Genomic DNA, 23,012 nt, shown 5'->3' with positions numbered 1-23,012 from the left:
TAGTTTGATGTTACAAGTTTAATCTAAAGGACCTATTACATTCGTCTAAGATTCAAAAATTGAAATCTATAGCACCAAAAAAAAAGTATCAAATAATATATTTGATACTCATAAATAACTAACCATAAAGGTTTTAAATAAATTAATGTAAAAAATACGTTTTATATAATTGATACGTATTATTTTTTATCCGACACTTAAAAACCAACTCTTTAATTCATTTTATTTATTGTTTCATTCAAATCAATCATCAAAAATCTTTTTCATTTCAGATTTCTTCATGTATTCTTTTGGAGTTAACCCTGTCGATTTTTTAAAAGCTCTATTAAAAGTACTTTTTGATTGAAAACCGACATCATATGCAATACTTAAAAGTGTAGTCTTTTCAGCATCCCCAATAAGGACTCTTTTTGTAAAAGCATGTACTCTATAATCATTCACTAACTCCGAAAAATTTCTTTTATATGCTTGATGGATCAATTTAGTTAGCTTATGAGATGGTATTCCTAAGACATTGGCCACATCGTTTAAAGTAAGTTCATGCTTTGTGTACAACTTATCTCTATCAAATAATTGAGTCATGTTTTCTATGAATTCTTCAATTTCTTTATTTGTCGAACTCATTTCGTCTTTTCGATAAGTACTTTTCTGATCAATTGGTTTTAACAACCCGTGATACTTAAATACCCATGCCGATATAAATATTAAATACATAAACATCGCATACCAAATTACCTCATCCGACAAATCTTGAAGTTCAAAATTATTCTGAAAAGAAAAAGCCAAATAGACTTGTATTAGGCATCCTATGAAGAAGAATAAAATAATTATTAGGGACACTTTTTGATAATAATCAAACGCCTTGTTTACTTGTTTTACAATACTACCTTGAAGTACTTCTGTAGAATACGATTTGAATTGCCTTTTAGTAAGGTACCAACTTAAAAATGTGGAGAAGAAGAAAATTAGCTTAACCAAAAGGTTCATTCCTTCATACTTTCTTTCTAGAAAAATAATTAATAATGATTCTTCTTTTAATAAGTACGCACCAAGCGAAATAACAAAACCAATAGCTAGTATAACATAGACAGTGGTATACTTTTTAGGTTGATATGACCTATATACAATATCTTGGACATTAGCGATCACAAGAAAAACGAGGGGAATCATCAAATAATGAAAAAGGTGAATACTCCCAAAATAGTTTTTGATAGGTAAATAATTGGAGGTCCAATATAAAGTAATCGTCAACAAACCAGAGCTTAAGATCATCAAAGTAAGTTTTAATTGATGATGTCCATGATTCATCCACAAAATATATAATGTCAATAAAAAGAGATGAAATAATAAAAATTGTGTCAATTGAGTCAAATCCCAAAACTGTCCTTTAAAAACATCTTCCCAATCATCAACCACTACAATCAGCTGTTCAGGTCCTTTTGAACTATGATGATAAACTCTATTAGGGCGGTATCTACCATTAGATAAACATTCTATAGTCGACCAACTCCCTCGGGTTACCTTAAACTCAAAATCAGCTACAGAAGATGGTAAGGTGAACCTGTACAACCCATTTTCATCTTTTTTAAATTGATACTTACTATTTGAGGGAGCCCAATCATTAAAATTTCCGGATAGAAAAAATTTTGATTCATAAGGAGTGGAAGAAGGAAGATCATGTAAAATGATGGTTGTTTGTCCTGCTAAATCTTCCCATCCAAGAATAGATATAAACACAGTGTCTAATTCATTTTCTGTAATAAAAACACGGTTTGCTTTGGGCTTACCATCTTGAGTCGACTCGACTTTAGACCAATCTCCTCTAGTTATTTTGTATTCAAATGCTTTTAATTGATCAGGAACAGATACCATCAAATGTCCGTCTTCATTTCTAGTAAATTGATATTTGTGATCAGACGGATTCCATGAGTTAAATGATCCCACTAAAAAGAGCGGCTCTTCTTGAGGATGGTGTAATGGTAAGTTTTTAACTACAAAGTTTACTCCTTCGACAAAAGTATATTGATGTACAAAAAAGAGGAAAGTCAAGTAAGTAATTAGTCTGTAATAATTCATTTTCATAGCGTCGTCGTACTAATACCTAAGTTTAAATAACTCAGATATAAAAGGTTAACGACAATATACTACAGATTTCAATATTTTGGCAAAAATATTAGTGTATAAAATAGCCCTATTCTTTTTGGAATAGGGCCGCAAAAATAATTAGAAAAATATCGTTGTTCCCAATCTAAATGTTTGTCCATAGGTTTGATCCGCCTTATAAAAACCAGATAATTGCATTTTTTCTCTGATGGAATAAGCCAATAATATCTCACACGCTAGGTTGGTATGTGCATGTCTAAAATCAGGAAGTTGCACAATTGGAGTGACCTGCATGTACATTTTAGGATTAAACACAATAGGTGTAACTACCTGAAAAGTCATACCATGCATTGCTGTATTTCCAGCCATATCTACTTGTCCTGCTACTTCAGACATGTATTGATAAGAAATAATGGGGAAGAACTGTACCTTTTCAAAAGCCATAACACCTAACGTTAAACCTGGTGCTACTACCCATCGACCATTACCAAGACCTTTATCAACATTACCGGTAGGTGCATACACATCTATGGAAGGACCAAAAGCTCCGATAAGCTTATCATAGTTCTTATAGGGTAAATAAAAGTATCTTAAACGGACATCACCAATTCCTGTTGCTCCAGTTTTAGTATTATGGAGTATTGGTAACTCACCAAGAACTAGATGTTTTTCAGATGGTGCAATAATAAAAGAGTTTCTTAAACCATATTGATCGTTCGAACCAGCATGTTCAAACTGAATATCCATTTGTGAATAAAAATTGGTCGGTTTTGACGCATCAATCACCTCTTCTTCTTGAGCATAAATATAATTACCCCAAATTAATAGGGTAAGGAGTGCTAATATTTTCTTTTTCATAACAGTATTTGTATTCGTACATACTGATATGGGCATTGAATAGAAAAAATCCCTAGATTGATATAAAAAAAGCATTTGACCTAATCATCAAATGCTCTTCTATTAATCCTTATAAAAACCTTTACTTTGTATCAGTTCTCTAACACCTTCAGGCACCATATACCTTATATCTTTTTTTGCTTGAATTGATTTTCTGATATAAGTGGCTGAAATATCGACCATAGGAGCTTCAATCATTTTTACATGTTCATGATTTTTCAAATCTGACGGTTTAGCATGAGGTCTAGGATAAACCAGTAGCCCATAATCTTCTAAAATAATATGGTGGTTTTTCCATTTATGAAACCCCGCTAAATTATCTTCCCCTACAATTACTTTAAACTCATGTTGAGGATGCTTCTCTGATAGATACACCAATGTGTCCACAGTATAACTTGGCTTAGGCATTCTAAACTCAATATCTGTAGCTTTAAAGTTGTAATTTTTATTTATAGCCGCATGTACCATATCCAAACGATCGAATTCGTGGAGTAGGGTACTTTTCTTTTTAAATGGGTTATGTGGAGATACGACAAACCAAACTTCGTCTACTTCACCACTTTGTACCATTGCATTAGCCAAAATTAAATGGCCAATATGTATGGGATTAAATGACCCGAAAAATAAACCTGTTTTTCTCATTTATATTATCTTTTCCAACCTCTCAACATTTCTCTTTTACCTGGAGGGCCTGGGTAACGTTCTACGTCATATCCCACACTCACCAAATCACGTCTTAACTGTCCTTTTGCACAGTAGGTAACGAAGATTCCATCTTGTGAAGTATAATCAAAAGTTTTCTTTAAGTTTTCAACAAACCAAACTTCAGGTTGTTTATTTGGAGCAAAAGCATCAAAAAAGATTGTTTCAAAAGTTTTATCTGATTGAAAATCTTCTAAAGTTGTCTTTTGCTTATGTAACTTAAAGTTAGGTAGAATATCAGTAACCTTATCCCATTCTGCACTATGCAATTGCTTAAAGTATGGTGTCAGATGTTCTTCGAATAATTGATTATAATTTAATCCATCAATTAACTCTTCAGACAAAGGAAAAGGCTCTAAGGTGACGTAATTAATGGTTACCTCGGGGTATTTTAACGCTTGTTCTACCATCAAAATAGCATTCAAGCCTGTTCCCATACCTACTTCTAGAATATTTACCTCTAATTTCCCTTCTCTAATCGCTTCAAATCCAGATTTGATAAAAACATACCTAGATTCAGTTAAAGCGCCATGAGAAGAATGATACGTCTCATTTAAAGCTTCATTATACAATGAACTCGACCCGTCTCCAGTTTCTATTATTTTGATGTTACCCATACGACAAAAATACACATCCATAAAATAAAGAAAAGGCTTTTACCCATGTTATTTCTCAAACCATGGCTAAAAACCTTTTCTGTTTATCAAATTAAATCTTATTTGCTTACTGTTCTTTTATTGTTGCATTACCACATTTCACCAATGATGTAATAATACCCGGGTTAGTGAAATATGGTTGATAAGCATCAGACTCTTCTTGAAGCCTAGTAAAGTTGATTGTATACGTCTCATCAGCATCAAATACCGCTACTGAATCATTCTCATCCCCACAATCCAATTGATGATTATAAACCCTTTTATCAAATGTAATAATATATTCATCATCTTCCTGTACATAAGAACCTCTCATTGAGTTTACTTTATGATAGTAATTGATATCGTTATTACCCACCACCATGTGCCTGTTCTCAACACATGTTTGATCAGGGTAAAAAGACCAATTCTTTAGCTCATGGGTTAAAACATTATTTTCTGATATGGATAACTCATAAAACCGAAATTGAGCATTGGGTTCTTTTTCGACAGTGTAATTATTGTCGTTTGAATTACATGAAAGAGCTAGAAATGACAATAGTCCAAAATAGATGTAGATTTTCATTGTTTAGTGAAGAGTTAGTATGAACTTAAAAAGTCACTTCAAGTGATAAACCTCAAAGTGACTTCTTTTAAATTATATTTTCAGAACGTAGATCTTAAAAGAACTTATAACGTTCGTCTTTTACATCTGAAAGTTCAGTTACTGCATCCAAGATTTTGTTGAACGCATATCTTTGAGATCTTTGCTCTACTTGGTTTTGGTAAATTGTGTAATCAGCAGTTTCAAGTGCTTTTTCTGCACTTCTTACTTTTACGATTACTACACTGTTCTCGTCTACGATTGGCGTTGAAGTAGCACCTTCTTTTAATCCAAATGCAGTACCGATTGCTTTTGGAGCAATACCTACACCTTGGATAGAAATGTCACTAAACTGTAATTCGTTAACGATATCTGTTTTAGCACCGTTACCGTAAGCTTTAGCAATAGAAGCTAAGTCACCGCTTAAACCAGATAATTTGTTTACAATGTACTCCGCTTTCTTAGCTTTAGTAGCTTGTACTTTTGCTTCGTTTTTCACTTCAGCAAAGTCAGCAACACCTTCTTCACGAGAAGACATTAAAGTAGCTACAACAAATCTATCGTCTAAGTCAAATACTTCAGAAACATCATTCACTTGAGCTTCTGTGTAAGCCCAACGTACAACTTGTCTTACAGAGTTACCTCTTAAGCTATTGATGAAAGTTGCTTCAGGAGCAATATTTAATGCTTGCTCAACAAAGATTTTTTCTTCTTCAGCTTTCGCTTCAAAAGCATCTCTACCTGATTTAACTGTAGAAGCAAAAACAGAAGCTTTTCTATATGCTTCGTTGATTGTAGCATCAGATGGAGTTAATTTTTTCTCCACGATAGCTAAATCATACATTTTCTTTGTTTTCGTTTCAGTTACTTTGATGATATGGTAACCAAATTGAGTTTTCACTAATTTGTTTACAAGACCAGCTCTTCTAGCACCAAACACTACTTGATCGAATTCTTTTACCATTCTACCTTTAGCAAACCAGTTTAAATCACCACCATTTGCTTTAGTAGTTGGAGCAGCATCACCTACTTTCTTAGCCAAATCCTCGAAGTTCTCACCATTTTGGATTTTTCTTAAAGTAGCTAAAGCTTCTCTCTTAGCAGCAGCATCGTCTTTATCGTTTTTGAATAAGATATGAGATGCACGTGCAGAGTAAACTGAATCTTCTGAAGTACCTATTACTTTATAGATTCTGTAAGCACCTGCAGCGAAATAAGGACCGTAAATTTGACCTTCTGTAATGTCTTCGTTCAACATGTAAGTTGGAACACCAGTCATGTTTACAGACATCAAGTTTGTTGCTCCTTCAGAGTGAGAATCAACAAATGCTGTATCATTTGATGTTTTAGCAAAAGAACGACTTAAGTCTTTCAATTCACCTTCAAGCATTTCTTTATCAGAATCCGATGGCTTCACAGAGAAACTAACAAATTCGATACCTCTGTTGGCTTTACGCTCAAACTCGTGTTGGTTGTTGTTGTAATATGCTTTGATATCACTATCAGAAACATCAACTAAAGAATCTGCTACAGAATAGAAAGGAACGTTTAAGTAAGCAATTTCTACTTTATCATTTTGTTTCTCATATTCCTTCTTAGCCTCAAGGTCTGATGCGTAAGAAGTTCTAGAAATCAAGTTTTCATATTTGATACGTCCACGAGATGTTCTTAACTGTTGCTCGATATTTACGAACTGTTGGTATTGTTGTGAGTTGGCACCTTGAGTTTTCAACATGCTTAAATATTGTTTGATGTTCTCTTTACTCACTTGTCCAGTAGAATCTCTGAAGTATTGACCAAATGCTGGATCAATATTGTTTCCTGAGATAATATCTGACATTTCTTCTTCAGTTACTGTAATACCCAAATCATCCATTTGATTTTTGTAGGCGATACGGTAAATCATTTCATTCCATGCTGCCTGACGAACACCTTGCATTTGTTGTTCGTTTGGAGGTGTTGGATAGTTCGCTTTGATATTTTCAACGATCGCAGAGAATTCTCTTAATTCAATTTCATCCCCTCCGATTTCCCCTACAATTTGCTTGTTGTTACCCAACAATGTAGAGTTTGGTGACAAAAGGTCACCTCCGACCATAAATAGAATCAGACCTACTGCAATTACACCAATTGCCCAGCCAGACTTCTCCCTGATACTTGTAATGATTGCCATGATTAATTATAAATGCTTTATATATGAATCCTTTTGGTATTTATCATTGATGTTTTTTCACTCATACTGTATGAAAAACTACCATATAAAAAACTTTACAGGGAACCTCTCCAAGTAAAATTAAAAACATGCAAATGTAACAAGTATTGAGTAGCAACACAATTAAATGCAAAAAAATGTACAGATAACACCAAAAAATTAAGAATAAAAAAAAACCTAACAGAAATTAATCTGTTAGGTTTATCACTTGGTACATACCAAGAGCGAAAAACGGGGTTCGAACCCGCGACCTCAACCTTGGCAAGGTTGCGCTCTACCAGCTGAGCTATTTTCGCTGCTATTAGTACCAGAAGTGGGAATCGAACCCACACGAGGTTGCCCTCACAAGATTTTAAGTCTTGCGCGTCTACCAGTTCCGCCATTCCGGCCCAACCATCTCTGATTGGAGATGAAAGGATTTCATTTTTGAGCGAAAAACGGGGTTCGAACCCGCGACCTCAACCTTGGCAAGGTTGCGCTCTACCAGCTGAGCTATTTTCGCTTGATGTCCTTTTCATCTGTGTGTCTTTCCGTTGAAAGCGATGCAAAGGTAAGGCGACTTTTTATATTTCCAAAAGTTTTTTCGAAAAAAGTAATAAACGAATGTAAACTATCTGATTATCAATATTAATTTTATTATTTTTTTTTGAAGTTTTTTTTGGAGCACTATAAAATCACTCATTTCTTCCTACTTGCCTCCTCTGATTTTTGCTGCAATCACTTTCACCTTGAGAGTGGTTATTAAGTTTTATTTACGTTTTTGGTTATATTTTGACATTTATTTACAATTCCAAGGTGAAAAAATAAGAGGGTATTACTGGCGGTTCCTCTATTTTTCTTCAAAAAAATCTATTCAAGTCTCGAGATTGATTAAAAAAAATGCTGTGTTTTTTTAATAATTCTCTTTGATTTAAGATTTACTCTAAACTTTCCATCAAAAAAAAGAGAAAAAAATTGCTCTAAAAGAATATTTTTGGTCAGATCATCAATAAATCTTTTTGATAAAACTGCCAACAATTAATTTTTTGATCTTAAATAATGAAAAGTCAAGGGCTCTTTTAGGAAAAAATTTACACTCTTAAGTATTCTTCCAAAATTCTAAATAGCCTTTTTCATCGAACTTAGGTTATCAATATTTCATAAAAAAGAAAGAATTGATAAAATGATAATCAGTTTTAATTTAGATTACCCTGTTTATTATCAAAAAAAGCGTGATTATTTTATTAAAATGATAGAAAGCTGATGTTGAAGTTATAATGATCGTTATTGATTTACTTTTATTAAGGACTTATTGACAATTACCGTATTAAAGTCATTTATCTTTGTGTAGACAATAAGGGTTCTTTTTACATATCCTGTCTTTTTAATAACAAACAGACTCGATCTTACTGATATATAGAAAGAATTTATTACTTTTAAAGGATTAATTAATCATGGCAATTTCAACTTATCCTATGGATTTTAGTTTCACAGATACACTTTTTGAAGGAGATAAAGAAGGTTATATAGATTTTCTTAGTATTTCTATTGATGAATTTGAAACTGATTTTCCTAAACTAAAACTAGCTTTGGAAGATAAGGATTCTGATTTATTCAGTGCAGTAAAGCATAAATTCAGCACAAGACTTCATACGTTTAACCTTGATACTTTAGAAAAGTTCATGTCAGAAGTAGGAGCAAACTACAAAGAAGACGTAAACTCAGTGGATCCTGTAATGGCTTGGGCAGAATTAGAACGTCACTTAAAAAGTATCTTAGATACTTTAAATATTAAATTGAGCGAAATTAAAAACAGCTAATTCAAAACTAGTTCGTTTTAAGGGTATTGTTTACCTGAAGATATATAGACCTGTATCTCCCTTGCGTAATTATCGTAGCGGTGAGACAGGTCTTCTTTATTTTCTTTGAGATAGTAATTTGACAGGTTAAGATTGGCTTGTAATGCTACCTCATTATGTTTAATAAATAGCTTGGGCGATAACCGTATAGGTTTACTGTAATAGTTTTCTACGGCATCATGTTCTTTCCCCATTCCAAAAACTATATTTCCAAGTAACAAATAACAACCCATTGTCTTTACATAATCCCGACCGTAATTCTTGTTATAATACTCCAACAATCTAGAAGCATAATAAAAAGATGAATCGTAGGATTGATTCGAAAAATGAATCATCGATAAGTTATTGTAAGCCATTGCTTTCCATCGACTTTCATTATTTTTTTCCGTTTCAATTACCTTTTCATAAAGCTCAACACTTTGTATGGTATCTCCTTTTTGTAATAACAGCCCTGCCAAATCAATTTGTTGTACAACCAATTGAGTACTGTCTTTTGATGCACCCATTTTCCATTCTAATGCATAAGCATTATTGGTCATAGCTTCAGCTTCTTCATATTTTCTCACCTTCGCTAAGGTTCTAGATATTTTATGCATTAACTCTGCCGCTTTCAGGTTATCCTCTCCAAAAGATTTTTGATTAACCACTAAGCATTCATTATATATCAATAAAGCGATACTATCTTGAGACACTCTCTCAAATTTCCCCCCAATTCTAGTATACCAGGAAATAATATCGTTCACATCATTCAATTCCTTATTTGTATTTAATAAATCATCGAATAATTTACGATACCAAACATGAGCGTAATTGTACTTCCTTTTATTAAAGAATACCTCTGTATTTTGCCTCATATAAGACTGCCTCTGATCTTGAGTTCCGATATTTCTATTCAGAATATCAAGCGATTCTAAAGCATAGATATTGGCAGAATCATAATCTCCTTTCTTAAAATAAACATTGGCAATCTGTTCATTTACTCTTTGTATTTCTAATGCAGTTTTACCAAATACTTTTTTGGCAATTTCTTTAGATCGAGATAAGTTTTGTAAAGCCAATCTATACGAACCAGTGGAAGAATGTGCTGTAGCAATACGGTTTAGAATGATAAACATATCTTCTCTATATTCCGTATCCATTTCAGCAATGATGTCCGATGCTTTTGTATAATAGCTTGTTGATGAACCAAAGTTTTGAATCTCAAAATGATAATTACCTAAGGTCATGTAGGCATTAATCAAATTATAATAATGATTCATTCCCTTAGCTTGTTCGTAAGCATCAGTGGCTTGTTCAAAATAATTAATTGCAATGTTAGAAAGTTGATGATGTCTGAATATATGTGCCAAATACATATACATATCACCAATAAAAGCATAATTAGGAGTGGGTTGTGCTCGTAGAATTGCCAACCCTTTTTGAAGGTATTGAGAAGCGATATTGGAATACCCTTTATCGGCAAACTTTTCTGCTAAACGTTTATGAAGTAGTACGATACGTTCATCCGTATTTAAGTACTTCTCTTTGGCAAGAGTAATGATACTGTCAGATAAATGTTGGGCTTCGACATGAAAATTATTAGACAGTAAAGAATCTAGCTCATACTGAATTTCAGAAATTTCCTCTTGTTCTACTAACAAAGAGTCTATTTCAAAATTCTGTGCAAACAATAAATGAGGTAGTAGTACAAATATCAAAATTCCAATCCCCTCACATAAACGCTTATATACTTGTTTTCTACCTACCACGAATAGATTGATAATTAAAAATGAAATTACTTTAACTCACTTAGTTTAGTTGGAGTTAAGGGTTTAATAATGATACCTTCTACTTCTTTGTATTGCTCTGCTCTTTTTCTATCATCTACTGTTACTTCAGCAGAAAGCATATACACCTTAGGTGCATCAACACCTTTTTCAGCTAATTGTTCTAAAAAATCCCAACCTGTACTAGGAGGCATGTTGATATCCAAGAAAATTATTTCAGGTTGAACATCATCCCATGATTGTACAGCATCATTAGCTTCTGTATATGTATAAACCGTTTCCCCAAAATTGGTTTTTTCAATCATTTTTCGACAGATCATGTTATTAGTAGGATCATCGTCGATTACGAATACGTTTTTATAATTGCTCATTCTATATATTATAAGTCTTTAATTATGAGAGATTGATTCTTTTTATCACTTTATTAAAAAATAATCGCAGTGCTTTTAGTGATAAAATAATATGCTGAATCAATTACACTATCATCATAAAACAAAAATAAACAATTCTTTACGGTTTAATACAAAAAGATGAGATAATAAAAAAAGGTGAGCAAAACTCACCTCTTTCCTAACCAATTCAATTATTTAAACTTCCATCGAAATCTTTCATAAATTGATGCTAAGCATCATATTTCTTATAGTCACACTAAATTGCATTTTTCATAATGAAAAAGCCTTTTGTTTGATTTCTTGATTGTAAACATATTATAATATTAACTTTTTCGCAAGTAATACAATAAAAATTTTGATTATTATCATTAAAAAATGCAAAACTTATCATATTAATAATCAAACGACTAATTATTATGAAGTTTTAAACTATAGATTTAATAGGGTAATTAGAAATCGTAAGTGTTTACCGAATGCTTTTAAACATCTTTTTTATTAAATTCAAATTGTAGTAAATTGTCTTTTATGTTAAAAAGTACCTGATCATAAAATCTTTAATTTTTTAATTAATTATTATTCGGGAGTATACTTCGAAGAATAAACCAAGAAACTGTATAAGAACTTTATATGATAGGTCAATTTATTTTACATTCCACTCATTCTCTTTTTAAATTAAATTGATGAATATTTCCACTGCTCAACAAGCCCTGAAGCATTATTTCGGGTACGATCGATTCAGACCAATGCAAGAGGACATTATCAATTGTGTTCTTTCCAAACAAGACGCAGTAGTACTTATGCCTACAGGTGGGGGTAAGTCTATTTGCTACCAAATTCCTGCTATTATTTCTCAAGGTACCGCTATTGTTATTTCTCCTTTGATCGCTTTAATGAAAGATCAGGTAGAAAGTTTAAAAGCAAATGGTGTTGCTGCTGCTTTTTTAAATAGTACTCAATCTTATGCAGAACAAAGAGAAATCGAGGAAGATTTAAAGTATCAAAGACTTAAGCTTTTGTATGTTTCTCCAGAGAAACTTATTTCTGGTAATTTCATGGATTACATCTGTAATTTAAACATCAGTTTTATTGCCATTGATGAAGCACACTGTATCTCTCAATGGGGACATGATTTTAGACCTGAATACACTCAATTAGCTACATTAAGACAACGTTTACCTCATTTATCATTTATTGCTTTAACCGCAACAGCTGATAAGGCTACAAGAAATGATATTTCTTCTCAATTAGGAATGAATAACCCTAAGAGGTTCATTTCTTCTTTTGACCGTCCTAATTTAAGTTTAAGGGTAGAAGCCGGACAGAAGAGAATTGAAAAGATTATCAAATTCTTAGAAATGAGGAATAACCAATCGGGAATTGTGTATTGTCTTTCTAGAAAAAGTACAGAGTCTATTGCTACAAAACTTAGGAACGCAGGTTATAATGCTATGTATTATCATGCTGGCATGAATGCTGATGAACGTTCTCGAGTACAAGAAGCTTTTATTAAAGATGATATCCCTATTATTTGTGCTACAATTGCCTTTGGAATGGGAATCGATAAACCCAACGTGAGGTGGGTAATACATTATAATCTTCCTAAAAATATGGAAGGTTATTATCAAGAAATTGGTAGAGCAGGAAGAGACGGTCTTTCATCTGATACTATGCTTTTCTATACGTTTGCAGATGTGATGCAACTTAGAGATATGGTAAGCGATGCCGGGCAGCATCAATTGCAATTGTCCAAACTAGAAAGAATGCAGCAATATGCTGAGACTAGAACGTGTAGAAGAAGAATATTACTAAGTTATTTTGGAGAGACTTTAGAAAAAGATTGCGGCAATTGCGACGTGTGTCGTAACCCTCCAGAATTATTTGATGGTACTGTGATTGCTCAAAAGGCTATGTCTGCCATCATTAGGGTACATAGAGAGATGAATAAAAGTTTATCAACAGGTATGTTGATAGATATTTTAAGAGGATCGAGACGTATTGATCTAGTCAATGCAGGCTATCATAATATCAGAACCTATGGTGCAGGAAATGATATCAGTTATGATCATTGGCAGTTGTACTTACAACAGATGCTCAATTTAGGTTTAATTGAAATTGCTTACGATTTTCATAATACATTTAGAGTGACATCTACTGGAGAACAGGTTTTAGCGGGTAAATTCCCTGTTAATTTTGCCAAGCTGTCTCAATTTAGGAGTACACCATCTACGAAAACAGCTACTAAGAAAGTTTCTGCTAGAGAACAACTTATACGTGAGTTATTCGAAGCTCTTAGAGTACTTCGTAAAGATATTGCTGATAAAGAAAATATTCCTCCTTATGTTGTCTTTAATGATGCCACTTTAAAAGATATGGCAGAGAAAAAGCCAATATCGGTGCATCAAATGATGTCTATTTCTGGTGTTGGTGAAATGAAACTCAAAAAATACGGTAATGAATTTATTGGGTTAATTGTTCATTTTATCATTAAGAAATCGAAAGAAGGGTTTAAGATTACAGGAAGTACTTCTTTATTAACCTATGAATTGTACCAACAAGGATTTTCTGTTCATCAGATAGCCCAAGAAAGACAATTGCAAGATCAGAGTATTATTAGTCATCTTGCCAGTTTGTATGAGATGGGTTATAATATCGATATTTATAAATTTACTACTGAAGAAGAATTAGATGCCATCGATGATTGTATTCGAAAGATGGGATCGAATAAAGGAGTAAAAGCTATCTTTGATTATTTCAATGGCGAAATTCCTTATACAAGTATCTATTTTGGTATTGCTCATCAAAATAGAATGGAAGCGGTGAAAATGTGATTGTTATTTTATTCATACAATCAGTACACTTTGGCCATTTTTTATAGATATTTGTCATTAAGTACTAAGCCAAGAATCAATTATGATTTATTTTTGGCTTACTACTTATAGAACAGCTTATTGTTCTACACCTAACTCTCTAACACAAGAGAGTACGTATTGAACTACATTTCAAAATAGAATTTGACACTTAATTAATCCTTATTTCTTAAAAATGAGTGAAGAAAAGAAACATAAAGCCGGGTTTGTAAGCATTGTTGGTAAACCTAATGTTGGTAAATCTACATTGATGAATCAACTTGTTGGAGAACGATTATCCATTATTACCTCAAAAGCACAAACTACGAGACATCGTATTATGGGGATTATGAGTACCGATGAATATCAAATCGTTTATTCTGATACTCCAGGTATCATCAATCCAAAATACGAATTACATGAATCGATGATGGATTTTGTTGATAATTCCCTCAATGATTCAGATGTTATTCTTTTTGTTACTGATATTTTTGAGCAATTTAAGGAGAAGGATGCTTTAATAAAGCTTGAAAAAGCGAAGGCACCCATCATCTTAATCATCAATAAAATTGATTTAGCGAAACAAGATGAGGTGTTACAAAAAATTCAATACTGGAAAGAAAAACTAAATCCAAAGGTATTAATGCCTGTTTCTGCGCTACATGGCTTTAATGTAGAGGCTATTCTAGGAGAGATCCTTAGTCTTTTACCAGAACACGAAGCTTTCTATGATAAAGAAGAACTGACAGATAAACCAATGCGTTTCTTTGTTTCTGAAATTATCAGAGAAAAAATATTTATGCATTATAAAGATGAAGTTCCTTATTCTTGTGAGGTACTAGTAGAAAGCTATAAAGAGACTCCTGACATCGTGAAAATCCGTGCTACTATTATGGTAGAAAGAGATAGTCAGAAAGGTATTATTATTGGCAAAGGCGGTGTTAAACTGAAACATGTTGGGGCTGATTCTAGAAAAGAAATCGAAAAATTCATTCAGAAGAAAGTCTTTTTAGAAACCCATGTTAAAGTAGATGCTGATTGGAGAAAAAATGATAAGAGTCTAAAAATGTTTGGTTATAAAAACGACTAGACAAAAAAATCCCTTAAGAACAACATCTTAAGGGATTTTTTTATGCTTGCAAATAATATCAAGTATTATGGGTTTACATGATAATATATACTTGCTAATGTGCTGTTTCTTCTTTGATCTAATCCATTCATTCTTAACTCATATTGACCCGTATCAGGAAAGTTATACATTTCTGATACATCATATTTCCCTGCACCAGGAACTGGAGGTGTCAACATAAAATCATTCACTAGAGAGTCATAAAATCCTGACTCTAAAGTATCCGTTGGGATCTTAAGATACATCAACATAAAACAATTATTCATGTTATTATCAAGATCATCCATATATGCATTGATCGTAATTGTCTCTGTGTTTTTTACTTCAATGGAATCCTTCTCGTAATCAGGAAACTTAAAATAAGGTGCGTAGTTCCTAAACTCAATAGCAAAACGAGTTGTCGTGCTATTATTAAAAGATCTATCCTTAGCAGCCATATATATCTCATATTCTCCAGAAGCAGCATAAAGGGATTCCGTTGTTTGTGCAGAAGCTACCCTAAATTGTTTTGATATCTCTGTCTGAGCTCCAGCAATTGCAAAAGTATCTTCTCTGACTAAATAAGGAGGAAATCTTAAACCAGGAGAGTTATCTACCCCTACATAATCAAAACCCAACTTATACGAAAATAATCCCTCATTGTCTGTCATGTAGGCAACAATAAGAATATCCGTTGATAAAGTATCTACCACTGGCTCTGACCCGGCTTCTTCTCCATTAACGGTAAATCGTTCTATTTTTGGAGGTTCTGTATCTACAAAAGCCTCACAAGAACATAAGACTGCAGTAAAAAAGAAAAGAGCGATATATTTAAATGATATAGTATTCATAGGCTAAAATTTCTTCACATAGAAGAAGACAGTTAATCCGATAGTTATGACTACAAAGATGTTCAAAAATATTTGAACCCAATTAGTTTGATTGATCATCACTATAGAATTATCGGCATTTTTCATGGCATCATAAAAAGAACCTAAGTCTGATTTAGAAATCTGAGCATTTCTTAGACTTTCGCCTTTTACTGTAATTGTTCCATTAGGATACAACGTTTGGTATTTCTTAGTTCTAGGATTAAAAATAGATAACTTGATAAAATCTTTTAATTCATAAACTCCAGGCTCTTGCGGTTCGATGTAGTATTGGAAAGTTTTAGAACCCAACACTTTTCCATTAGTTCTATTAATGCTTTGTGATACACTTGGAGGATAGAATAATAAAGAATCTGTTTCACTTAAGCTTGGTTGACGGATAGAGTTAATATTACCATCTCCTTCTACTTTAAATTCAAAAGTGATACTTTCTCCTGTTTGTAGTTCTTTATCACTTATTTTATCTCTTAATCTATAATTACCCACGCTAGATATTTCCTTCATAGGATTATCAGGCAAATCTTTGATTCGAATAGTTTTTCCTCTTGAGGTAAAAATTTCTCTATCTTCTTTTCTATTTCTACCAAAGAAAGACTGTCTTTTAGACACCTGATACTTTATCATCTCTAATTTAGTAGTAGGTATAACTATATCTTCAGTATTTAACGGATAGAACATCGCCTCATAGATTTTATATTGTCTATAAGATTTCCCATTAATGGTAATAATTTGTGGACGTATAGATTCTATATTAAAATTCTCTTCCCAACAGTTTTTAGGCTTAACTGCTTTTAGAATATTAGTGATTTGTTCATCCATTTTATAGAATTCCAATTCAGCCTTATTAGATAAAGCGATAAAGAACGAAATATCCATCTTAAAACCCTCTCCTCTATAAACAGATGATTTATCTGTACTAACAGCATAGAAAGCGTCTGCTTTTACATCTATAAATTGTTGACTTGATTGATTTTGGCTCATTGAATTTCCTCCACCCCAAAAATCAGCAAACGGATCATAAGATTGTCTTTGTACTGCTTTGCCTACTTTTAATGTTACTCCAGGATGGTTAACTGATTTATCACCCACTTTCATAGTAAAAGCATTCAGCTTAAATGTTCCTTGTTTAGTTGGTTGATACAACTGAGTGACACTTTGCTGAGTAGATACCTGTCCATTAATAATTGTTGTCTGAGACGAAGAGGAAGGTCTACCTTTTCTAAAACCACTAATATTAGGAAACTCCGAGTAATTATTCATTCTTCCGTTTTTAACGGTAAGAGTGATTTCAAAACTTTCATTAATACCAATATCAGTTTTTCCAATATTAAGTTCAACTTGTTGAGCAAAAGTAGTGGTCCCTGCCAACATCAAAAAGGATAATAATAACCCTTTGATTAGATCTATAGAATTGTATTTGATATATGTAAGTTTTTTCATGCTGTAAAGATCAACATTCGTAACTAAAAAAAATGTAAAAAAAATCTAAAAAATTTACATCAATGAAATAAAATGTAACTATTACACTATTTTTTCGTAAATTAGAATGGACAATGTATTAAAAGTCTACTGTCCATCTTTTTATTTAATAACACAACCAAGTAAACCCGATCATGCTCGAATATTCTAAAATCATTTTAAAGAAGGTTTCTTTTGATCGTCATCTCTTTTTGAAAGAATTACGCAAATCTCTAGGAATTTTATCTATAAATGAAGTATTATCATTAAGATCATGGGGAAAAATTACTTTCCCAAAATTTGCATTTATGATTCAAAATGAATGCAATAAACAAATAAGCACTTACGCACTAGTAGGTTAATCAAAACATTATCAAAAATATCAAAGGTGATTATTCTTAAGGATAATCACCTTTTTTTTGCAAAAAGAATATTTCGATTTAAACCTTCAAACTTTGTTCTTTTTACTGCTGACTTTTTAAATATTTCTTTAAAAACATCTTCAGTTAATTCTTCCCAGTCCTTTTTTTTCAAATCACCTAAATTTTCATGAGGTAAAAAATTATCTTCTTGATGAGGTGTTGAAAATCTATTCCAAGGACAAACATCCTGACAAATATCGCATCCAAAGATCCAATCTTGCATTTTTCCCGAAAATTCTTCTGGTATTTGATCTTTCAACTCAATCGTTAGATAAGAAATACATTTACTTCCATCGACTACACCCTTTTGAGGAATCGCTTCTGTTGGGCAAGCATCAATACAGCGTGTACATGTACCGCAATAATCTTTGATTGGTGGGTCTTCTTGTAGTTCTAGATCAATAATAAGTTCAGCCAAGAAAAAAAAGCTACCCATTTTTCTATTTAACAGTAGAGAATGTTTTCCCACCCATCCTAAACCTGCTTGTTTTGCCCAAGCACGTTCCATTACTGGTGCAGAATCAACAAATACTCTTCCATCTACTTCACCTATATGCGACTGGATGAATTTCACTAAATCTTTCAACTTTCGTTTTATGACATAATGGTAATCCTCTCCATAGGCATATTTTGCTACTTTATAAGTTTCATTACTAGCGAAATCTGTTTCTGGAAAATAATTGTAAGAAAGCATCACAACCGATTTTGCTCCTTCCACTAGTTTAGTCGGGTCTAATCGTTTATCGAAATGATTGGCCATATAGCCCATTTTTCCATGCATCCCTTTTTTGAGCCAATCTTCTAAAAAATCTGCTTCTTCTTCTAAAAATCTAGCTTTAGCAATACCGCACTCACTAAAGCCTAAGCGTTTTGCTTCTGCTTTAATAAGTGCGGCATTTTTTTCTTTTTGTGATGTTGTATTCACTATAATTTAGTCATTTCCCGGAGGGAATCGATTCCACATTTTTCTATTTTTTCGATAAAATGATTTTCATTGATTGTATTAATATCTAAAGACTCTGCTTCTTTGGCCATAATTTGAAGTCTACTTGCTCCAATAGTACCTGCTATACCTTTAAGAGTGTGTAAGCATGAGTCTAATTCTTCTTTCTTTTTAGTTTGAACACTAAACTTTGCTTTTGATATTAATTCATTTAAATCATCTTCGAAAGTGTGAAGTAATTTACCTAATTGCTCCTCACGGACAAAGTTCTTAATTTTTATCCAAACATTCTGTTTTATAAGTGGAATCGTTCGATAAGTTTTTAAATAATTTGTTTCCATTAACTTGAAAACGTAAATAAATAATTACTCGTTTATCCAATCATGTAGATATAACTATAGAGAAGATTATTATCAGGTTCATAATCATTAATTTAGTTAAATATCAAATTTTATTGAACTAAAAGGTAATCGCTAATAAGCATTGTTGAGAGATAATTTAGAAGAATCATCTATATCAAATATGATTAATACAAAGTTATTTCTATAAAAAACTAACATCTTCAGTAAATTGTAAAAAACACTAAGTTTAGAACGTAAATAAGTATGTGTTTATGAAGTCTATTATTTATTAATTAAAATATGAGTAATTAACTTCACTCTATATCATCATTAAAAGCTTAAATAGAGATCTGTTTAACACTACTTTAATAAAAGATTCTCGATTTACTATGATGAGTTCATTGATACTCCTTATTTTGCACAAAAATCTATACCATGATCATATATAACATTTCCTTTCATGTTGATGACGAAGTACTTCAACCTTGGAAAGAATGGATGAAATCTTTCTTTATTACCGAAGTAATGAAAACCCAATGTTTTACGGGTTATAAATTCATGAAACTTCTATCGGAAAAAGCAGAACAAGCAGGAAGTAACTATGCTTTAATGTGTGATGTAGAAAATTTATTAAAAGTTGACCAATTCATGCGTCAGTTTGAAGGTGATTTACACACTAAGTTAAAAGCAGAGTTTGGAGAGAAGGTTTCTCAGTTCCGAACGGTCTTAAGAGAAGAAAACATCTAATTACACAAAACTTACAATGAAACAATTTTTTAAATCATTTGGCTTCATTACAGTATTATTACTTAGTATAGGCATATCTGCCAATGCACAAATAATTAATCCTGTTACTTGGTCCGCTTCACTGTCTAACGAATCACCTAAGGTTGGAGAAGAAATAGAAATAACATTTAAAGCGAAAATTAAAGACGGTTGGTATTTATATTCTAATGATTTTGATCCAGAATTAGGTCCAATAATTACTTCTTCTGCTTACAAGGCAAATAATACTTTTCAAGTAGCGGATACATTAACTCCTATCAATTCTCATGAAAAATATGATGAGATTTGGGAAGGAAAAATTAGATACTTTAAAAAAGAGGGTACTTTTAAACAAACCATTAAAATCTTAGATGAAAACTATAAGATTGAGGTAACTATAAGTGGTCAAAGTTGTTCTGATGAAACAGGCCAGTGTATTCCTCTTGAAAAAGATTTTACTTTTGAAATTAAAGAACCACTAACAGCAAATGGAGAGATTAAAGCAGTATCTTCATCAGGTCAGGATACAGAAGAAAGCCTTTGGGCATTCATGATTTCTGCCTTTATTTTTGGCTTGACGGCCATTTTTACTCCTTGTGTATTTCCTATGATTCCTTTGACGGTTTCATTCTTCACTAATCAGAGTGGCGGAAAATCAAAAGCATTTTTATACGGGTTTTCAATTATTGCAATTTATGGATTCTTTGGAGCTGTTTTAGTCCCATTAACTAAAGATCCTAGTGTAGCCAATGCTATTAGTACACACTGGCTACCCAATATATTATTCTTTATTATTTTTATAGTCTTTGCCTTATCGTTCTTTGGTATGTTTGAGATAACATTACCAAGTTCTATGGTTAATAAAATTGATCAACAGTCTGACAAAGGAGGATGGGGAGCCGTTTTCTTTATGGCTTTCACTTTAGTATTAGTTTCTTTCTCATGTACGGGCCCAATTGTAGGAACTATACTTATTGAATCAGTAGGAGGTGCCTATTTGAAACCTATTTTTGGTATGATAGCATTTGCTTCAGCTTTTGCTCTTCCATTTACATTATTTGCTTTATTCCCAGGTTTAATGAAAGGTCTACCTAAATCAGGTGGATGGTTAAACTCTGTAAAGGTAGTTTTAGGTTTTGTTGAATTAGCGTTAGCCTTCAAATTCTTATCAAATATTGATTTAATATATCACTGGAGATTATTAGATAAGGATATTATGGTAGCAATTTGGATTGCTATTAGTGCTATGTTAGGTCTTTATTTACTAGGTAAAATTAGGCTTCCTCATGATTCACCAGTAGATAGTATCAGTCCTCCAAGAATGATTCTAGCTACAATTGTTTTCACTTTTGTGATTTATCTTATCCCAGGTTTATTTGGTGCTCCATTAAAATTATTATCTGGTATTTTACCTCCTCAAACTCATCATACTTTTGATATCAGAGGTATTATCAGAGAAGAAATTGAAATTGCCGATTTATCAGGTGGAAATAAAAAAGAAACTTTATTACACCCTATCAAATACGATAATATTTTCGAGTTACCTCACGGTTTGAAAGGATACTTTGATTATGAACAAGCAATTGCAGCTTCAAATAAATTCAATAAGCCTATATTCTTAGATTTTACAGGGCACGGTTGTGCTAACTGTCGTAAAATGGAAGATAATGTTTGGTCAGACTCAAGAGTATTAAGTCGTTTAAGAAAAGAATATATTATATTGGCTTTATACGTAGATGACCCAACAAAATTACCTGAAAATGAATGGGTAACTTCTACTTTTGATAAGAACACTAAGAAAACTATTGGAGCAAAGAATTTTGATTTTCAAATCACTAAATTCAATAGTAATGCTCAACCTTTTTACTGTTTATTAGGTAAAGATGGAGAGCCTTTAGTTGATGCTAAAGCTTATGATTTAAATGTAGAAAACTTCGTGAAATTCTTAGATGCGGGTAAAACTGCTTTCAAAAAGTAAATTTCACCATATTTATTTATAAAAAGTCCACTTCATTAAGGTTATGAAGTGGACTTTTTTATTATTTTTACCCTTTAAATCAATCTTTATTTAAGATTATTAGATTTTAGCATAATTCTGCTCATTTTTTGCATCAATGTATCTGCATTGTAATTGCACTGATCTAGACTTAAACATGAATAGCATATATTTTTTCAGAAGGTATCAACTTCTAATTTTTTCATTCATTATAGCATTCAGCTTAACTTCCTGTTCCATCAGAAAAAGTATTTTGTTCAAAACAGATCAAAATATTAACGATGAAGCATTTATTAATGCGGAAAATTCTGCATTAAATAATTACACCATCAATGTTGACGATTATATTGCTATGTCTGTTTTTACCAATGAAGGTGAAAAAGTGGTAGATCCTAACGGCGATTTTCTATCTCCTAAACAAATAGCCGCTCAAGGTAGGGGAAATAGTAATGGTAACTTCAATAACAATGGAATGATTGAAAATCCCAATAGTGCCATGAATGCTCCAATGAGAGAAAATGGAGATGATCCAAAAAAATATTTGGTAAAAAGTGATGGGTTTGCAGATTTACCCCTACTAGGAGCAATCGAACTAAAAGGTTTAACCCTAGAACAAGCCAATAAAAAGCTATCGGAACTTTACAGTAAGTTTTATCAAAAACCTTATGTAATTACTCAATATACCAACAAAAGAGTCATTGTGATGGGAGCAACAGGTGCAGAAATCATTCCTTTAAGAAATGAGCACATGACTTTACTCGAGATCATTGCATTAGCTTCTCAACAAGGAGCAAATACCGCAAGAAACAATGGTGTTCCAATTCAAAATGATATCATGGCTACCAATATTCGTATGGTAAGGCCAGACCCTATACAAGGTTTCAATAAACCTTCGGTTCAACTTGTTGACTTAAGTACCATTCAAGGATTAAGTAAAGCAAATTTACATGTAATGCCTAACGATGTAATCTACATTGAACCAAGAAGAAAATCTGACACACGAAATTTACAAGATTTGACCTTATTAGTCAGTGTAGTTTCAAGTGTAGTTTCTTTATACCTATTGATTCAACAAATTTCTACTGGTAACTAAAACT

The 23,012-nt window shown here is 32.3% G+C and carries 18 protein-coding genes and 3 tRNA genes; 6 read left to right on the top strand and 15 right to left on the bottom strand.

Features of this window, described 5'->3' with window-relative positions:
* Positions 1-243: 243 nt before the first annotated feature.
* From NH26_RS13845 to NH26_RS13805, 9 genes are all read right to left on the bottom strand, one after another.
* Entirely contained in the window at positions 244-2,076 is a 1,833-nt protein-coding gene (locus NH26_RS13845) for a helix-turn-helix domain-containing protein (protein ID WP_071397174.1), read from the bottom strand.
* Between the two features lie 147 nt (positions 2,077-2,223).
* Positions 2,224-2,961, bottom strand: coding sequence for a hypothetical protein (locus tag NH26_RS13840; RefSeq protein WP_139263059.1), 738 nt, complete (start codon positions 2,959-2,961; stop codon positions 2,224-2,226).
* A 102-nt stretch (positions 2,962-3,063) separates the two neighbouring features.
* Complete coding sequence (gene nadD, locus NH26_RS13835; protein ID WP_044229728.1) at positions 3,064-3,642, bottom strand: nicotinate (nicotinamide) nucleotide adenylyltransferase; 579 nt, start codon at positions 3,640-3,642, stop codon at positions 3,064-3,066.
* A 5-nt stretch (positions 3,643-3,647) separates the two neighbouring features.
* Positions 3,648-4,319, bottom strand: coding sequence for a tRNA (5-methylaminomethyl-2-thiouridine)(34)-methyltransferase MnmD (gene mnmD, locus NH26_RS13830; RefSeq protein WP_044229732.1), 672 nt, complete (start codon positions 4,317-4,319; stop codon positions 3,648-3,650).
* Between the two features lie 106 nt (positions 4,320-4,425).
* On the bottom strand, positions 4,426-4,920 hold the full coding sequence (locus tag NH26_RS13825; RefSeq protein WP_044229735.1) for a hypothetical protein: 495 nt from the start codon (positions 4,918-4,920) through the stop codon (positions 4,426-4,428).
* A 94-nt stretch (positions 4,921-5,014) separates the two neighbouring features.
* A complete protein-coding gene (locus NH26_RS13820) occupies positions 5,015-7,111 on the bottom strand; it encodes a SurA N-terminal domain-containing protein (RefSeq protein ID WP_044229737.1) in 2,097 nt (698 codons plus the stop codon).
* A 262-nt stretch (positions 7,112-7,373) separates the two neighbouring features.
* Positions 7,374-7,446: transfer RNA gene (locus NH26_RS13815), tRNA-Gly, on the bottom strand.
* A 9-nt stretch (positions 7,447-7,455) separates the two neighbouring features.
* Positions 7,456-7,539 (bottom strand) — tRNA-Leu (locus NH26_RS13810).
* A 40-nt stretch (positions 7,540-7,579) separates the two neighbouring features.
* Positions 7,580-7,652 (bottom strand) — tRNA-Gly (locus tag NH26_RS13805).
* A gap of 931 nt (positions 7,653-8,583) precedes the next feature.
* On the opposite strand from NH26_RS13805, the gene NH26_RS13800 reads away from it, so the two are divergent.
* Positions 8,584-8,949, top strand: a complete 366-nt coding sequence (locus NH26_RS13800) for a hypothetical protein (protein ID WP_044225967.1) — start codon at positions 8,584-8,586, stop codon at positions 8,947-8,949.
* A 17-nt stretch (positions 8,950-8,966) separates the two neighbouring features.
* Here the strand turns inward: NH26_RS13800 and NH26_RS13795 are convergent, their stop codons facing one another.
* Positions 8,967-10,736, bottom strand: coding sequence for a tetratricopeptide repeat protein (locus NH26_RS13795; RefSeq protein WP_044225970.1), 1,770 nt, complete (start codon positions 10,734-10,736; stop codon positions 8,967-8,969).
* Positions 10,737-10,762: 26 nt separating this feature from the next.
* Complete coding sequence (locus NH26_RS13790; protein ID WP_044225973.1) at positions 10,763-11,125, bottom strand: response regulator; 363 nt, start codon at positions 11,123-11,125, stop codon at positions 10,763-10,765.
* A 701-nt stretch (positions 11,126-11,826) separates the two neighbouring features.
* On the opposite strand from NH26_RS13790, the gene recQ reads away from it, so the two are divergent.
* Both recQ and era read left to right on the top strand, forming a co-directional pair.
* Positions 11,827-13,974: a DNA helicase RecQ gene (gene recQ / locus NH26_RS13785; protein WP_044225976.1), complete on the top strand. Its 2,148-nt coding sequence runs from the start codon at positions 11,827-11,829 to the stop codon at positions 13,972-13,974.
* 214 nt (positions 13,975-14,188) lie between these two features.
* Entirely contained in the window at positions 14,189-15,082 is an 894-nt protein-coding gene (gene era / locus NH26_RS13780) for a GTPase Era (protein ID WP_044225978.1), read from the top strand.
* 65 nt (positions 15,083-15,147) lie between these two features.
* Here the strand turns inward: era and NH26_RS13775 are convergent, their stop codons facing one another.
* The 4 genes from NH26_RS13775 to NH26_RS13755 form a co-directional block, all read right to left on the bottom strand.
* Positions 15,148-15,951 (bottom strand): hypothetical protein, encoded by an 804-nt coding sequence (locus tag NH26_RS13775; RefSeq protein ID WP_044225981.1) that lies wholly within the window; start codon positions 15,949-15,951, stop codon positions 15,148-15,150.
* 3 nt (positions 15,952-15,954) lie between these two features.
* Complete coding sequence (locus NH26_RS13770; RefSeq protein WP_052432131.1) at positions 15,955-17,430, bottom strand: BatD family protein; 1,476 nt, start codon at positions 17,428-17,430, stop codon at positions 15,955-15,957.
* Positions 17,431-17,856: 426 nt separating this feature from the next.
* Complete coding sequence (queG, locus tag NH26_RS13760; protein ID WP_044225987.1) at positions 17,857-18,795, bottom strand: tRNA epoxyqueuosine(34) reductase QueG; 939 nt, start codon at positions 18,793-18,795, stop codon at positions 17,857-17,859.
* Positions 18,795-19,154, bottom strand: coding sequence for an Hpt domain-containing protein (locus NH26_RS13755; protein ID WP_044225991.1), 360 nt, complete (start codon positions 19,152-19,154; stop codon positions 18,795-18,797). Before NH26_RS13755 ends, queG begins: the two co-directional genes overlap by 1 nt.
* Before the next feature lie 435 nt (positions 19,155-19,589).
* On the opposite strand from NH26_RS13755, the gene NH26_RS13750 reads away from it, so the two are divergent.
* The 3 genes from NH26_RS13750 (at position 19,590) to NH26_RS13740 (ending at position 23,008) form a co-directional block, all read left to right on the top strand.
* Complete coding sequence (locus NH26_RS13750; RefSeq protein WP_044225995.1) at positions 19,590-19,901, top strand: DUF4286 family protein; 312 nt, start codon at positions 19,590-19,592, stop codon at positions 19,899-19,901.
* Between the two features lie 16 nt (positions 19,902-19,917).
* Entirely contained in the window at positions 19,918-21,897 is a 1,980-nt protein-coding gene (locus NH26_RS13745; protein WP_044225999.1) for a protein-disulfide reductase DsbD family protein, read from the top strand.
* 175 nt (positions 21,898-22,072) lie between these two features.
* The gene (locus tag NH26_RS13740; RefSeq protein WP_158021940.1) at positions 22,073-23,008 is read left to right on the top strand and encodes a polysaccharide biosynthesis/export family protein; all 936 of its coding nucleotides are present in this window, start codon (positions 22,073-22,075) and stop codon (positions 23,006-23,008) included.
* The last annotated feature ends 4 nt before the right edge of the window (positions 23,009-23,012 follow it).

The organism is Flammeovirga pacifica (genome assembly GCF_000807855.2).
Lineage (GTDB): Bacteria > Bacteroidota > Bacteroidia > Cytophagales > Flammeovirgaceae > Flammeovirga > Flammeovirga pacifica.
This window is presented reverse-complemented; position numbering and strand designations above follow the sequence as displayed.

What these genes read in the sequence shown, in the direction of transcription:
- NH26_RS13845 (WP_071397174.1), bottom strand. Translation starts at nt 2,076, where the DNA reads ATGAATTATTACAGACTAATTACTTACTTGACTTTCCTCTTTTTTGTA.
- NH26_RS13840 (WP_139263059.1), bottom strand. Translation starts at nt 2,961, where the DNA reads ATGAAAAAGAAAATATTAGCACTCCTTACCCTATTAATTTGGGGTAAT.
- nadD (WP_044229728.1), bottom strand. Translation starts at nt 3,642, where the DNA reads ATGAGAAAAACAGGTTTATTTTTCGGGTCATTTAATCCCATACATATT.
- mnmD (WP_044229732.1), bottom strand. Translation starts at nt 4,319, where the DNA reads ATGGGTAACATCAAAATAATAGAAACTGGAGACGGGTCGAGTTCATTG.
- NH26_RS13825 (WP_044229735.1), bottom strand. Translation starts at nt 4,920, where the DNA reads ATGAAAATCTACATCTATTTTGGACTATTGTCATTTCTAGCTCTTTCA.
- NH26_RS13820 (WP_044229737.1), bottom strand. Translation starts at nt 7,111, where the DNA reads ATGGCAATCATTACAAGTATCAGGGAGAAGTCTGGCTGGGCAATTGGT.
- NH26_RS13800 (WP_044225967.1), top strand. Translation starts at nt 8,584, where the DNA reads ATGGCAATTTCAACTTATCCTATGGATTTTAGTTTCACAGATACACTT.
- NH26_RS13790 (WP_044225973.1), bottom strand. Translation starts at nt 11,125, where the DNA reads ATGAGCAATTATAAAAACGTATTCGTAATCGACGATGATCCTACTAAT.
- recQ (WP_044225976.1), top strand. Translation starts at nt 11,827, where the DNA reads ATGAATATTTCCACTGCTCAACAAGCCCTGAAGCATTATTTCGGGTAC.
- era (WP_044225978.1), top strand. Translation starts at nt 14,189, where the DNA reads ATGAGTGAAGAAAAGAAACATAAAGCCGGGTTTGTAAGCATTGTTGGT.
- NH26_RS13775 (WP_044225981.1), bottom strand. Translation starts at nt 15,951, where the DNA reads ATGAATACTATATCATTTAAATATATCGCTCTTTTCTTTTTTACTGCA.
- NH26_RS13770 (WP_052432131.1), bottom strand. Translation starts at nt 17,430, where the DNA reads ATGAAAAAACTTACATATATCAAATACAATTCTATAGATCTAATCAAA.
- NH26_RS13755 (WP_044225991.1), bottom strand. Translation starts at nt 19,154, where the DNA reads ATGGAAACAAATTATTTAAAAACTTATCGAACGATTCCACTTATAAAA.
- NH26_RS13750 (WP_044225995.1), top strand. Translation starts at nt 19,590, where the DNA reads ATGATCATATATAACATTTCCTTTCATGTTGATGACGAAGTACTTCAA.
- NH26_RS13745 (WP_044225999.1), top strand. Translation starts at nt 19,918, where the DNA reads ATGAAACAATTTTTTAAATCATTTGGCTTCATTACAGTATTATTACTT.
- NH26_RS13740 (WP_158021940.1), top strand. Translation starts at nt 22,073, where the DNA reads ATGAATAGCATATATTTTTTCAGAAGGTATCAACTTCTAATTTTTTCA.